This window comes from Agrobacterium bohemicum, assembly GCF_001562555.1.
Lineage (GTDB): Bacteria > Pseudomonadota > Alphaproteobacteria > Rhizobiales > Rhizobiaceae > Agrobacterium > Agrobacterium bohemicum.
Window position 1 is genome coordinate 165,672 of sequence record NZ_KQ961024.1, and the last position, 14,105, is coordinate 179,776.

At 55.2% G+C, this 14,105-nt stretch carries 9 protein-coding genes; 5 read left to right on the forward strand and 4 right to left on the reverse strand.

Features of this window, described 5'->3' with window-relative positions:
• Positions 1 to 21: 21 nt before the first annotated feature.
• From gguA to araD1, 3 genes are all read left to right on the forward strand, one after another.
• Positions 22 to 1,557 carry a sugar ABC transporter ATP-binding protein GguA gene (gguA, locus tag ATO67_RS04020; protein WP_067644717.1) on the forward strand — a complete coding sequence of 512 codons (1,536 nt, stop codon included), beginning with the start codon at positions 22 to 24 and terminating at the stop codon, positions 1,555 to 1,557.
• Positions 1,557 to 2,753, forward strand: coding sequence for a multiple monosaccharide ABC transporter permease (gene mmsB / locus ATO67_RS04025; RefSeq protein WP_067644720.1), 1,197 nt, complete (start codon positions 1,557 to 1,559; stop codon positions 2,751 to 2,753). Before gguA ends, mmsB begins: the two co-directional genes overlap by 1 nt.
• Before the next feature lie 99 nt (positions 2,754 to 2,852).
• Positions 2,853 to 3,848 carry an AraD1 family protein gene (gene araD1 / locus ATO67_RS04030; protein ID WP_067644722.1) on the forward strand — a complete coding sequence of 332 codons (996 nt, stop codon included), beginning with the start codon at positions 2,853 to 2,855 and terminating at the stop codon, positions 3,846 to 3,848.
• A gap of 478 nt (positions 3,849 to 4,326) precedes the next feature.
• On the opposite strand, the gene ATO67_RS04035 is transcribed toward araD1, so the two are convergent.
• The 4 genes from ATO67_RS04035 to ATO67_RS04050 form a co-directional block, all read right to left on the reverse strand.
• Positions 4,327 to 8,166 carry a beta strand repeat-containing protein gene (locus ATO67_RS04035; protein WP_067644725.1) on the reverse strand — a complete coding sequence of 1,280 codons (3,840 nt, stop codon included), beginning with the start codon at positions 8,164 to 8,166 and terminating at the stop codon, positions 4,327 to 4,329.
• Positions 8,167 to 9,011: 845 nt separating this feature from the next.
• Positions 9,012 to 9,833 carry a transglutaminase family protein gene (locus tag ATO67_RS04040; RefSeq protein WP_067644728.1) on the reverse strand — a complete coding sequence of 274 codons (822 nt, stop codon included), beginning with the start codon at positions 9,831 to 9,833 and terminating at the stop codon, positions 9,012 to 9,014.
• Between the two features lie 27 nt (positions 9,834 to 9,860).
• Complete coding sequence (locus tag ATO67_RS04045; RefSeq protein ID WP_067644731.1) at positions 9,861 to 10,802, reverse strand: alpha-E domain-containing protein; 942 nt, start codon at positions 10,800 to 10,802, stop codon at positions 9,861 to 9,863.
• A gap of 3 nt (positions 10,803 to 10,805) precedes the next feature.
• A complete protein-coding gene (locus tag ATO67_RS04050) occupies positions 10,806 to 12,215 on the reverse strand; it encodes a circularly permuted type 2 ATP-grasp protein (RefSeq protein ID WP_067645584.1) in 1,410 nt (469 codons plus the stop codon).
• A gap of 372 nt (positions 12,216 to 12,587) precedes the next feature.
• Between ATO67_RS04050 and ATO67_RS04055 the strand changes: the two genes are divergently transcribed.
• The gene (locus ATO67_RS04055; protein ID WP_067644734.1) at positions 12,588 to 13,208 is read left to right on the forward strand and encodes a L,D-transpeptidase; all 621 of its coding nucleotides are present in this window, start codon (positions 12,588 to 12,590) and stop codon (positions 13,206 to 13,208) included.
• Positions 13,209 to 13,276: 68 nt separating this feature from the next.
• Entirely contained in the window at positions 13,277 to 14,074 is a 798-nt protein-coding gene (locus tag ATO67_RS04060) for a class II glutamine amidotransferase (protein ID WP_067644737.1), read from the forward strand.
• Positions 14,075 to 14,105 lie beyond the last annotated feature (31 nt).

Consider the following 14,105-nt stretch of genomic DNA (forward strand, 5'->3'; position numbering starts at 1 on the left):
TGTACGGCGCTGGATTTTGACATGGACAATACCATCCTCGAAATGCGGAACATCACCAAGACGTTCCCGGGCGTGAAAGCGCTGGAGAATGTGAACCTCAAGGTTCGCCAAGGTGAAATACACGCACTCGTTGGCGAAAATGGCGCCGGAAAGTCGACCCTTATGAAGGTCCTTTCGGGTGTTTACCCCGCTGGCACCTATGACGGCGAAATTCATTATGAAGGTGAGCTGCGCAATTTCAAAGCTATCAATGATAGCGAGGAAGTCGGCGTCATCATCATCCACCAGGAGCTGGCGCTGGTTCCGCTTCTGTCGATCGCCGAAAACATTTTCCTCGGAAACGAGATCGCCACCAACGGCGTCATCAGCTGGCAGCAGACGTTCAATCGTACGCGCGAGCTCTTGAAGAAAGTTGGATTGAAGGAATCGCCAGAAACGTTGATCACCGACATCGGCGTGGGCAAGCAGCAGCTGGTGGAAATCGCCAAGGCTTTGTCGAAGAGCGTGAAGCTTCTCATCCTCGATGAGCCGACGGCGTCGTTGAACGAAAGCGATTCTGAAGCGCTTCTCAATCTGCTGATCGAGTTCCGCAAACAGGGTCTGACCTCCATCATCATCACGCACAAGCTGAATGAAGTGCGCAAGGTTGCGGACCAGATCACGGTTCTGCGTGACGGCATGACGGTGAAGACGCTCGACTGTCACAAGGAAGAGATCAGCGAGGACGTCATCATCAGAAACATGGTGGGCCGCGATCTCGACGACCGTTATCCGCCGCGTGACGTGCCGATCGGCGAAACCATTCTGGAAGTGAAGAACTGGAACGCCTACCACCAGCAGCACCGTGATCGCAAAGTGCTTCACGACATCAACGTCAACGTCCGCAAGGGCGAGGTCGTCGGTATCGCGGGTCTGATGGGTGCAGGTCGCACCGAGTTCGCCATGAGCGTGTTTGGCAAGTCCTATGGTCACAAGATCACGGGCGATGTTCTGATCCACGGCAAGCCGGTGGATGTCAGCACCGTTCGCAAAGCCATCGATGCCGGTCTGGCTTACGTCACCGAAGACCGCAAGCATCTCGGTCTCGTGCTCAACGATAATATTTTGCACAACACCACGCTTGCCAATCTGGCAGGTGTGTCGTCCGCAAGCGTCATCGACGACCACAAGGAAATGTCGGTCGCAAACGATTTCCGCAAGCGTCTGCGTATCCGGTCATCCGGTATTTTCCAGGAAACGGTCAATCTTTCCGGTGGCAACCAGCAAAAGGTCGTGCTGTCGAAATGGTTGTTCTCCAATCCTGACGTTCTGATTCTGGACGAGCCGACGCGCGGCATCGACGTTGGCGCGAAATATGAAATCTACACTATTATCAACCAGCTCGCTGCCGAAGGAAAAGGTGTTCTGATGATCTCATCGGAAATGCCTGAACTGCTCGGCAATTGTGACCGCATCTACGTTATGAACGAAGGACGCATTGTCGCGGAATTGCCGAAGGGAGAGGCGAGCCAGGAAAGTATCATGCGCGCTATCATGCGCTCAGGGGAGAAGAACTGATGAGTTCGGCCAACACATCCACCGAAGAAAGCAACGTCATTTCAGTCGGCTCGTATATCCGGTCCAATATCCGCGAATACGGCATGCTGATCGCGCTCGTCGCCATCATGGTTTTCTTCCAGTTTTACACCGGCGGTATTCTGTTCCGTCCGGTTAACCTGACAAACCTGATCCTGCAGAACTCGTTCATCGTCATCATGTCACTGGGCATGCTGCTGGTTATCGTCGCAGGACATATCGACCTCTCTGTCGGCTCGATCGTTGCCTTCGTCGGCGCAATCGCGGCCATCTTGACGGTGCAATGGGGCATGAACCCGCTTCTGGCAGCCTTGATCTGCCTTGGTGTCGGCGGGCTTATCGGCGCAGCGCAGGGTTACTGGATTGCCTATCACCGCATTCCGTCGTTCATCGTGACGCTGGCTGGCATGCTCGTATTCCGCGGACTGACGCTGTTCGTGCTGGGTGGCAAGAATATCGGTCCGTTCCCGGTCGATTTTCAGGTCGTCAGCACAGGCTTCCTGCCCGATATCGGTGGGATCGAAGGCATCAATGTCACCTCCATGGCGCTGACGCTTGCGATCACTCTTGCTCTGTTCGTGCTCGCTTTGCGCCGTCGCCAGGTCAATGTTCGCCACGGTATCGATGTCGAGCCATTTGGTTTCTTCCTCGTTCAAAACGTACTGATCGCAGCGGCCATTCTGTTCCTTGGCTACCAGCTGTCGACGTATCGTGGCCTGCCGAACGTGCTGATCGTCATGTTGGTACTGATCGCTGTTTACAGCTTCGTCACGCGCCGCACGACAATCGGTCGCCGCATCTACGCTATGGGCGGCAATGAAAAGGCAACGAAGCTTTCCGGTATCAACACCGAGCGCCTCAGCTTCCTGACCTTCGTGAACATGGGTGTTCTGGCCGGTCTCGCTGGCATGATCATCGCAACGCGTCTGAACTCGGCAACGCCAAAGGCGGGTGCGGGCTTCGAACTGGACGTGATCGCGGCCTGCTTCATCGGCGGTGCTTCGGCCTCCGGCGGCGTTGGCAAGATCACTGGTGCGGTCATCGGTGCCTTCATCATGGGCGTCATGAACAATGGTATGTCGATTGTCGGCCTCGGCATCGACTTCCAGCAGATGGTCAAGGGCCTGGTGCTTCTGGCTGCCGTGTTCTTCGACGTTTACAACAAGAACAAGGGTTGATCGAAAGATCGGCGTACCAGAGATTGAACGACATGAGTGGCCGGTTTCCGGCCACTTCCATGAGATGCAGGCGTCATAACGTCTTTGAAAGGAACTACCGTGCTGATTTCTCAGATCAAGGATGCGAGCGGAAATATCATCGTCGCCGTTCGTGAAGAGGGTGGGCAAGCGCGTGCCGTCAACAACGCAGGTTCTGTTTATGCGTTGGCGATGGAAGCTGCCAACGACGGAAAATCGCTGGCGGATGTGATCGCCGCGCACGGCTACGGTGAGATCATCGATCTCGAAGAGGCTTACGCCGAAGGTCGTTTCCTGCCGCCGATCACGCATCCCGATCCCGCGCATCTGCATTTGACGGGCACCGGCCTGACCCATCTTGGTTCAGCCGCCACGCGTGACAGCATGCACAAGAAAGCGAACGAATCATCTGACGAGACGCTCACGGACTCGATGAAGATGTTCAAGATGGGCCTTGAGAACGGCAAGCCGAAGTCTGGCGAAAAGGGTGTCCAGCCCGAGTGGTTCTATAAGGGCAATGGCAATGTTGCGACCGCTCCGGGCGCTGCGCTCGTCTCTCCCTCTTTTGCGCTGGATGGTGGCGAAGAGCCTGAAATGGCGGGAATCTATGTCATTTCCGACAAGGGTGACACGTTCCGTATCGGCTTTGCCGTTTCCAACGAGTTTTCCGATCACGTGACCGAGCGGATCAATTATCTCTATCTCGCGCATTCCAAGCTTCGCCCGGCCAGTTTCGGTCCGGAAATTCGTGTCGGCGCACCGCCATCGGATATTCGCGGCACGTCGCGCATCTTGCGCGATGGCAAGGTGATTTTCGAAAAGCCATTCCTGTCTGGTGAAGACAACATGTCTCACACTTTTGCCAACCTCGAATACCACCATTTCAAATACGGTCTGTTCCGGGCACCTGGCGAAGTGCATGTGCATATGTTCGGCACCGCGACGCTGTCCTTTGCCGATGGCGTGAAGCCGGAAGCAGGCGACGTGTTTGAAATCGAAGCGGCCGGGTTTGGCTTGCCACTGCGCAATGCGCTGAGGGTCGAGATGGAAGAGCCGGTTACCATCCACCAGCTTTAAGATCATAGGCCGATTTTCGAGAAGCCCTGAACCTCACGGTTCGGGGCTTTTTTTTTGAGATTAATCAGGTGCGCCGGGTGTTTCTAATGGATTGTGATCACGGCATCGCAGACATGAGCAGCACGCCTTTTCCCTGTCATTTCATATATCCGGTTTTAGATATCGCGAGCACGAAAGGACGGAGCGTGAAGCAGCTTATGCATCGCGTGTGACAAATAGGAATCCACAATAACGAACTATGCCAAAGGCGCTTCCAGTTCCAAAGAAACGCGCCGCAGGACGGGAGTGAACGAGGGGAACCAGCGTACCGATAACGAGCAGACGTTGATGAATGAGATTTCATGCCGATCACCGTCCAAAAGCCATGGGTGGCATCGGGAGTTACGAAGCTTGGAGGAACGACGAGGTATTACCTCCCACAAAAGAAAACGGCGCGACCTGGGTCGCGCCGTTCGATTTTTAGTTAGCACTAGTTACGTTATGCGTTCTGGTAGGCTGCAATGATCGCGTTGACCTGATCATTGTTGAGAGACTGAACCTGAGTGGAGGTCAGGCTCTGCAGCGAGGTGCTTGTAAGGCCGGAAATCGCATCTGTTGTCAGGCCGGTGAGCGACGTGACGGTCAGTGCAGCGATTTCGCTGGACGTGAAGCTGTTCAGTTCATCACCGTCGAGTGTTGCCACCTGAGCGGATGTCAGCACTGCAACCTGGGCGTCTGTCAGGGCTGCAATGTTGTCGGAGTTGAAGGTTGCCAACTGACCAGCGCTGAGTGCAGAAACCTGCGCCGCGCTGAGGGTTGCAACCTGCGTGCTCTGCAAGCCGGAGATAGCGTCCGTTGTCAGCGCCTTGACCTGTAGTGTGGACAGTCCACCAATTTGGCTGCTGGTCAGCACGCCAACCTGCTCGGATGTCATGGAAGCAACCTGGGCAGTGCCGAGCTTGGCAATCTGTCCGCTGGTCAGTGCAATAACGTTGTCAGTGCTCAGCCCTGCAAGAGCAGATGTGGTGAGGCCTGAGAGAGCAACAACGTTCAGAGCAGCAATTTCATCGGTGGTGAAGCTGTTCAGTTCATCCGCATCGAGCGTGGCAACCTGTGCCGAGCTCAAAGCGCCAACCTGTGTGCTGGTCAGAGCTGCCACATTGTCGGAGCTGAACGCTGCCAACTGTGTGGTTGTCAGCGCCTTCAGCTGGTTGTTGCTGAGAGCAGCGACCTGTGTGCTCTGAAGGCCGGCCAACATGTCGGTCGTCAGCGCTCCGATTTGAGCGGCCGTCAATGCAGCGACCTGACCTGTTGTCAGTGCGCCCAGCTGCTCCGATGTGACCGATGCGATCTGGGCAGTCGTCAGCGCTGCGACCTGCGTGCTTGTGAAGGCAACGAGGTTGTCAGTGCTGAGGGTGGCCAGTGCCGTTGTCGTCAGGCCAGCGAGTGCCTTTACGTTCAGCGCCGCAATTTCATCGGTGGTGAAGCTATTGAGTTCGTCCGCATCCAGTGTAGCGACCTGAGCGGAGCTCAGTGTAGCGACCTGCGTGCTGGTCAAAGCCGCGATGTTGTCGGAATTGAAGGCCTGAAGCTGTGATGCTGTGAGCGCAGTCAGCTGAACGGAGGACAGTCCAGAAACCTGCGAGCTCTGCAAACCGGAGATAGCGTCGGTTGTCAGCGCCTTGACCTGTAGTGCGGACAGTCCACCAATTTGGCTGCTGGTCAGCACGCCAACCTGCTCGGATGTCATCGAAGCAACCTGGGCAGTACCCAGCTTTGCAATCTGTCCGCTGGTAAGTGCTATAACATTATCGGTGCTCAAACCTGCAAGAGCAGATGTGGTAAGGCCTGAGAGAGCAACAACGTTCAGCGCCGCAATTTCATCGGTGGTGAAGCTGTTCAGTTCATCCGCATCGAGCGTGGCGATCTGCGCCGAGCTCAAAGTGCCAACCTGTGTGCTGGTCAGAGCTGCCACATTGTCGGAGCTGAATGCTGCCAACTGTGCAGTTGTCAGTGCCTTCAGCTGATTGTTGCTGAGTGCAGCGACCTGCGCGCTCTGAAGTCCAGCCAGCATGTCCGTGGTAAGGGCCGCAACCTGTTTGGCAGTCAGCGCGGCGATCAGGTCAGTCGTCAGTGAACCAAGCTGTTCCGACGTGACGGATGCGATCTGATTTGTCGACAACGTCGCAATCTGGGTCGTGCTCAGGGCTACGAGATTATCCGTGCTGAGGCCAGCCAGTGCCGTGGTTGTCAGGCCAGCGAGCGCCTTGACGTTGAGCGATGCGATTTCGCCAGTTGTGAAGCTGTTGAGTTCATCTGCATCAAGCGTCGCGACCTGTGCAGAGCTCAGCGCTGCAACCTGAGCATTGCTGAGGGCTGCAATGTTGTCGGAGTTAAAGGCCTGTAGCTGGGACGATGTAAGAGCAACGAGCTGCGTGGCGCTGAGTGAACCAACCTGAGCAGACTGCAAGCCAGCAAGAGCGTCGGTTGTCACAGCGACAATCTGCTTTGCTGTGAGCGCGCCGATCTGAGCGGATGTGAGTGCGCCAAGCTGTTCCGATGTGACGGAAGCGATCTGGGCAGTCGACAGCGTCGCAACCTGTGTGCTTGTGAAGGCAACGAGGTTGTCGGTGCTAAGGCCGGCCAGTGCCGTTGTCGTCAGGCCAGCGAGTGCCTTGACGTTCAGCGATGCAATTTCACTGGTGGAGAAGCTGTTGAGTTCATCTGCATCCAGTGTCGCAACCTGAGCAGAGCTGAGTGCAGCGACTTGCGTATCTGTGAGAGCGGCGATGTTATCGGAATTGAAGGCCTGGAGCTGCGTGGTGGTGAGAGCCGCGAGCTGCTTGGCATTCAGCGAGCCAACCTGAGTAGACTGGAGGCCAGCAAGAGCGTCGGTTGTCACAGCGACAATCTGCTTTGCTGTGAGGGCACCGATCTGAGCTGATGTGAGCGCGCCGAGCTGCTCAGATGTGACGGAAGCGATCTGGGCAGTCGACAGCGTTGCAACCTGCGTGCTTGTGAAAGCAACGAGGTTGTCGGTGCTGAGGCCAGCCAGTGCTGTGGTTGTCAGGCCAGCGAGTGCCTTGACATTGAGCGATGCGATTTCGCCAGTTGTGAAGCTGTTGAGTTCATCTGCATCCAGTGTCGCAACCTGAGCAGAGCTCAGTGCAGCAACCTGTGTGTCTGTCAGGGCTGCAATGTTGTCGGAATTGAAGGACTGAAGCTGTGTGGTGGTCATAGCAGCAAGCTGCTTGGCATTCAGCGAGCCAACCTGAGTGGACTGGAGGCCGGAAAGTGCGTCTGTTGTTACAGCCGCGATCTGTTTTACTGTCAGAGCGCCGATCTGCGCTGATGTGAGCGCGCCGAGCTGTTCCGATGTGACGGAAGCGATCTGTGCGGTCGACAGCGTTGCGATCTGTGTGCTTGTGAGGGCAATCAGGTTGTCGGTGCTGAGGCCGGCCAGTGCCGTTGTTGACAGGCCAGCGAGTGCCTTGACGTTCAGCGATGCAATTTCACTGGTGGAGAAGCTGTTGAGTTCATCTGCATCCAGTGTCGCGACCTGAGCAGAGCTGAGTGCAGCAACCTGCGTGTCTGTGAGAGCGGCGATGTTATCGGAATTGAAGGACTGAAGCTGTGTGGTGGTCATAGCAGCAAGCTGCTTGACGTTGAGCGAGCCAACCTGTGTGGACTGGAGACCGGAGAGTGCGTCAGTTGTTACAGCTGCGATCTGCTTTGCTGTTAGCGCGCCGAGCTGAGTTGTCGTCAGTGCGCCGAGCTGTTCAGATGTGACAGCAGCGATCTGAGCAGTCGACAGTGTTGCGATCTGCGTGCTTGTGAGGGCAATGAGGTTGTCAGTGCTGAGGCCAGCGAGGGCCGTTGTTGTCAGGCCAGACAATGCCTTGACGTTGAGAGCTGCGATTTCACCGGTTGTGAAGCTGTTGAGCTCATCTGCATCGAGGGTCGATATCTGGGCAGCTGTCAAAACTGCAACCTGCGTACCTGTGAGGGCAGCGATGTTCTCGGAAGAGAGCGCGCCCAACTGGCTGGAGTACATGGAAACGATCTGGCCAGTAGAAAGGACGGAAACCTGTTCCGAACCGATGGCGCCAAGCTGATCGACGGTCAGACCAACGATTGCTTTTGCAGAAATGGCGGAGATCGAAGAGCTTGTGAATGAGGAAATCGTATCGGTGCTGAAAGCTCCGATCTGTGCCGATGACAGAGCGGCGACCTGCTTGCTGGTCAAAGCTGCGACGTCATCGGATTTCAAGCTTGCGATGGTCGTGGTTGTTAGAGAGGAAATCTGCTTGATAGAAAGTGAAGCGATAATTGAAGTCATGGACACGTGCCCCCGTTGATAACTGGCCAAAGCGCCACACACCAAGCCGTTTTCGCGCCGCGCAGCCACAGGGCCGCATCCGATACCCCGGATGCGCTTTTGCGCGAATTGGCACAGTGTCTCAATCGGTCGACACGAGCGTCGATCGAGTAAGTGTCCGTTCGGGACAATAGCAATATTAAGCAGAACATGGCTCGTGTGAGCCGGCGCATCGGAAGGGCATCATGCGTACAGAACTCTGATCGTGTTCTGATCCCTACGCCATCGGACATTGGAGTGCCGCTTTTTAAGCAGGACTTTCGACATACCTGCTCGCACCAAAAATAGTGCGTTCACGAACACCTCATATGACCGACGCCACTATCATTCGAAATGTGTAAAATATTAGTTAACGAGTCGACCAGACTTATGTCTTGGTGAAGTTAACTTCGAGTCTAAAATCGCAGAATATTCTTAAAAGGCGATAGAGTTTGCGTCATTCTGAACGGATACCAAATCAATAGACCTGTATATGAATAGTATTGCGATCTTTTAGTTGGGTATGAAATAGAAATTTGGCCTTATCGCTTAGATGGTGACTTTTTTTGGGTCTTGAGCGTTTAAGGGCCGAGGTGTCAAATAAAAATTATTTCTGGTTGTGGTTTTCAAGGGTGACCGGGCCGTTTTTATCGTGTTCCGAGTTTTGAATTCAGTATATTTTAAGAATAATGGCACGTAGAGGGAATTTTAAATAATAAATCCATGCGCCTCGACAATAAAAAGAGGCGCTCATAAATGAGCGCTTCCTAACATACGGCGAGGCCGATGTCGGGTGCCGATGACGGAGCCCACTTCTAAGCCTAATGTCAGCTCTGCGATTGATCTTGGCTTTGAGATTGTTGCACTGTGACCGATACAGTCAGGCTTTCCCCTGAGAGCCCCACTCGCATGCCGGAAACCGGAGCGCAATCACGGTAGCTGAGGCCACTGGCGATGCGAACGTAGCGTTCGTCAGGGCAGAGCTTGTTGGCGGCATCAAAACCTACCCAGCCGAGGCCCGGAACATGTGCTTCTGCCCATGCATGGGTGGCGATCTGCTCTGCTACGTCTTCCATCATCAGGTATCCGGAAACATAGCGTGCCGGTAGCCCCATATTCCGGGCAGCGGAGATGAAAATGTGGGTGTGGTCCTGGCAAACGCCTTTCCCGGACTCCAGCGCCTCTTCGGCGGTGGTTTCCGTGCCGGTCGATCCGGTTTCGTATTCCACTTCGAGGTGGATGAGTGCCATCAACTCGTGCAGACGCTCCAACGGCGTGTCACCCGTCGATTGTCGTGTGAGTTCCCGAATGAGTTTACCCGACTTGGTCAGCGGGGTTTCACGCATGAAAAGCCACAATGGCGCGTTGCCAATATGGGGGCCGAACACGCCGGCCTTGTCGATCGTTTCAACTTCACCACGCGCAACGACTTTTACCGCGCTGCGAGGACCTTCTGTTTCCACCAGTTCAACGCGGTTGCCAAAGTGGTCGTCATATCGCACTTCCAGCTTTGCCCCATCAACTGTGACGTCCCATTCCTTCACCGTTTGTGTCGGTCCGCTCGCAGGCGTCAGCCGCAGACGTTGCAGCGAGTAGGGGACCGGCTCGTCATAGAGATATTCGGTCGTATGATTGATCTTTAAACGCATGCCATGTCCCCGTATTCCGCCCGCTCGTCATTGATAGAAGCGGTAGCCATCGGTAATTTCCTGTCCCAACTGCGCGTTCCTGTTGACGAAAAGCTCTAGGAACTCGTGCAGGCCCTGGTCCATTACGCGGTTTATCGTTGTTTTCTGCAACGTCGCCTTGATTGCGTCCGCCGTATCGTGAGCCTTGTGCCTCTCGCCGTAGTCCTCGGAAAGGTGTCCGAGGTTGCTGACGATCTTTTCGTAGCAATAGGCAAGAGAACGCGGCATTCTTCCATTCAAGATAAGAAAGTCGGCAATATTGGCAGGTTTATACTCTGCATCATAGACCCAACCATAGGAACGATGCGCTGAGACGGAGCGCAGTATGGATTCCCACTGCGCATTGTCCAGGGACGACCCCACCTGCGCCGCCGCTGGCAGCAACACGTAGTATTTCACATCCAGAATCCGTGCCGTGTTGTCAGCGCGCTCGATGAAGGTACCGATGCGCGAGAAGTTATAGAGATCGTTGCGTAACATCGAGCCATGAAACGCGCCGCGTACGAGGCCGGCGCGATGTTTGATGACATCAATGATCTGCGGCAGTTCCGCAGCCTTGACCTTGCGGCCAAGCAGGTTTTTCAATTCGATCCAGAACTCGTTGGTTGCTTCCCAGGTTTCGCGCGTCAACGCGGTTCGCACCATGCGGGCATTGTTCCTGCCGTATTCAATACAGGACATGACGCTGGATGGGTTGGATTTATCTCGAAGCATATAGTCGATGGCATCCGCCGAGGTTACCTTTTCATGGTGCTCAAGAAATTCCTCGTGGGCGCCTGCGCTTTGCAGCACGCCGTCCCAGTCCTCGTCGCCACCGCCACTTCTGGTCAATGAGACACGCATACCCGCATCAACCAGCCTTGCGATATTTTCCGCGCGCTCGATGTAGCGGAACATCCAATAGAGTCCGTTCGCCGTTCTTCCCAGCATGGCTTAGTCCTCCAGTACCCACGTATCCTTGGTGCCGCCGCCCTGGCTGGAATTCACGACGAGTGATCCCTGCTTGAGCGCAACGCGTGTCAGCCCGCCGGGGATGATCTTCACCTTGTCCGAAACCAGAACATAGGGACGAAGGTCGACGTGGCGCGGCGCGATCCCGTTTTTCACCATGATAGGCACTGTGGAAAGTGAAAGCGTGGGCTGAGCGATGTAGTTGGAAGGGCGGGAGCGAAGCTTATCTGCAAACAGCGCCCGCTCTTTCTTGGATGCCGTTGGCCCGACCAGCATTCCGTAGCCGCCAGAGCCGTGAACTTCCTTGACAACGAGATCTGCCAGATTGTCCAGAACGTATTTTAAGCTGTCAGGCTCGGAGCAGCGCCATGTTGGCACGTTCTCAAGTAGCGGCTTGCGGCCCGTATAAAACTCTACGATTTCAGGCATGTAGGAATAGATCGCCTTGTCATCGGATATGCCGGTGCCCGGCGCGTTGGCGATGGTGATGTTGCCAGCGCGGTAGACATCCATGATACCGGGGACGCCCAGTGCCGAATCCGGGCGGAAGGTGAGGGGGTCGAGAAAATCGTCATCCACGCGGCGATAGAGCACGTCGATGGCCTCGTATCCGCGCGTCGTGCGCATCTTCACCTTGCCGTCCATGACACGCAGGTCGGAGCCTTCCACCAGTTCGACGCCCATCATATCGGCGAGGAAAGAGTGCTCGTAATAGGCTGAGTTGTGAATGCCTGGGGTGAGAACCGCAACGCGCGGCTTGCCCTTGCAGCCCGGAGGAGCGAGTGATGAGAGTGATTGACGCAGCTGATACGGGTAGTCTTCGACCCGCCGTACTTTGTTTTCATGAAACAGCTCAGGAAACATCTGCATCATCGTTTCGCGATTTTCCAGCATGTAGCTGACACCGGACGGTGTGCGGGCATTGTCCTCGAGTACGTAGAACTGGTCTTCACCCGTGCGAACGATGTCTGTGCCGACAATGTGCGTGTAAACGCCACCCGGTGGTTTGAAGCCGATCATCTCAGGCAGAAACGCTTCGTTGCGCTCGATCAGTTCACGGGGAATGCGTCCGGCCCGAATGATTTCCTGCTTGTGGTAGATGTCATCCAAAAAGGCGTTCAGCGCAAGAACCCGTTGCTCGATCCCTAGCGCCAGTTTGCGCCACTCTTTGGCAGAGATGATGCGAGGAATGATGTCGAAGGGGATCAGCTTTTCGGCACTGTCGGCGTGACCGTATACGGCAAAGGTTATGCCGGTTTTTCGAAAGATGTTTTCAGCGTCCCGGGACTTCTGGATCAGATGCGATCTGTCCTGGCGGCTGTACCAGTCATTATACGTTTTATATGGGCTTCGCGGAGTGGAGTCCGCATCAATCATTTCGTCAAATGCCAACTTTATGTTCCCCATTTTTGCCCATTTGAATACAACGACGACAGCAATGCAAGAACCATGCGCTGTCTAGACCGAGATTTTTTGCCACCTGCAGCTTTGCTAAATATGCAAAAAATAAGCAGTTTCGCCTTTTGTGACGTAAAATGCGGCGCAGTGGCAAAGGGTTCCTCGGTCACACTCGGCGCAGTGCCGATTTACAGAGACTAACAGCGAATTCTCTGCCTAATTTTTGACCATTCTTTCGCCGCCAATCCGCCGGTGCTTTCGGTGCCCGCGCCTATACTTGGTTAATTGTCACAATCGCAATTAGAGGTTTGTTAACCATAAAATTATACTCCTTGGTAACAGAGATATGAATCGACCGGGGGTAATATGTCTATTTCGCGCCGTGGAGTCCTGTTTGGATTACCGCTTCTTCTTGCAGGTTGCGCCAGCACCAATTTCGTTCAGCAAAAACAGAATTACGCAGCCATTCCAGATGAGAAGTTTCCGCTAAAGGCGATGCCTCTGGACAAGATCGATCCAGAACTGCGTCGCCAGGAAGTCGCGTATCAGACGACATATCCGGCCGGAACTGTCGTCGTTGATACCCCCGCTCGCCGTCTGTATTACATCATGGGCAATGGTCGCGCCATGCGGTACGGCGTGGGCGTTGGCCGTCAGGGATTAGCGCTCAGGGGTAACGCCTATATCGGCCGCAAGGCCGAGTGGCCCAGTTGGACGCCAACCCCGAACATGATCCGCCGCGAGCCGGATCGTAACCGCAAATATGCGGGCGGTATGCCGGGTGGTCCAAACAATCCGCTCGGGGCACGCGCTTTGTACCTGTACCGCGATGGCGGCGATACCATGTTCCGTCTGCACGGCACCAACCAGCCGCAGTCTATCGGCCATGCCATGTCCAGCGGCTGTATCCGCATGCTGAACCACGACATCATCGACCTCTATCAGCGAGTGCCTGTTAGCTCGCGGGTGGTTGTTTTGCAGGCCTGAGCACCTTATTAACGCCGTGATCCGGCGCTCTTTGCACCGGATCACAATCTCAACCATGGCGGTACCGCATGTGTCGTTTTCTTGCCTATTCCGGCGTTCCCGTCTGGCTTGACAGTCTTCTGATCGAGCCGGAAAGCTCGCTCATCAGTCAGTCGATGGCGGCGCGTGAGGCGAAGACTGTGGTCAATGGCGATGGCTGCGGCATAGGCTGGTACGGGGAAAGAGGCGAACCCGGTATCTATCGCGGTATTCTTCCTGCTTGGTCTGATCGGAACCTGACGTCGCTGTGCCACCAACTGCGCTCCAGCATGTTTCTGGCCCATGTCCGCTCGGCCACGACCGGTGGCGTGTCTATGGCAAACTGTCATCCTTTTGGCTTCGGCCGCCACCTTTTCATGCACAACGGTCAAATTGGCGGATATGAAAAGGTCAAGCGCGCCATCGAAGCGTATATTCCGGATGAGGTTTATTGTTCGCGCGCAGGAAATGGTGACAGCGAAGCCATTTTTCTGATTGCTGCCGGCTATGGTCTAGACCGCGATCCGGTCGGTGCTCTTAGAAAAACCTTGCAGGAATGCCTGGATATCGTCGTCAATTCCGGAATCGACCAACCTATTCGGTTCAGTGCTATCCATGCTGATGGAGAAAAGTTGCACGCCTTTCGCTGGTCCAGCGATGCACGCCCGCCAACGCTTTACTGGCGAAATGTGGGGCAGGGGATAGCGATTGCGTCAGAACCCTTTGGTACCGGTGCTGAAAAATGGGAAATAATCCCAGCGAACTCGGTGGCGACAATCGTCGGCGCTAACATAACATTTGAGCCGTTCAATCCGATCGCGCAGCCGCAGGCCCGCATGATCGCCTGAACAACAGGGCTTCTCCATAAGTCAGGGTCGA

What these genes read in the sequence shown, in the direction of transcription:
- ATO67_RS04060 (WP_067644737.1), top strand. Translation starts at nt 13,277, where the DNA reads ATGTGTCGTTTTCTTGCCTATTCCGGCGTTCCCGTCTGGCTTGACAGT.
- ATO67_RS04040 (WP_067644728.1), bottom strand. Translation starts at nt 9,833, where the DNA reads ATGCGTTTAAAGATCAATCATACGACCGAATATCTCTATGACGAGCCG.
- gguA (WP_067644717.1), top strand. Translation starts at nt 22, where the DNA reads ATGGACAATACCATCCTCGAAATGCGGAACATCACCAAGACGTTCCCG.
- mmsB (WP_067644720.1), top strand. Translation starts at nt 1,557, where the DNA reads ATGAGTTCGGCCAACACATCCACCGAAGAAAGCAACGTCATTTCAGTC.
- ATO67_RS04045 (WP_067644731.1), bottom strand. Translation starts at nt 10,802, where the DNA reads ATGCTGGGAAGAACGGCGAACGGACTCTATTGGATGTTCCGCTACATC.
- ATO67_RS04055 (WP_067644734.1), top strand. Translation starts at nt 12,588, where the DNA reads ATGTCTATTTCGCGCCGTGGAGTCCTGTTTGGATTACCGCTTCTTCTT.
- ATO67_RS04035 (WP_067644725.1), bottom strand. Translation starts at nt 8,166, where the DNA reads ATGACTTCAATTATCGCTTCACTTTCTATCAAGCAGATTTCCTCTCTA.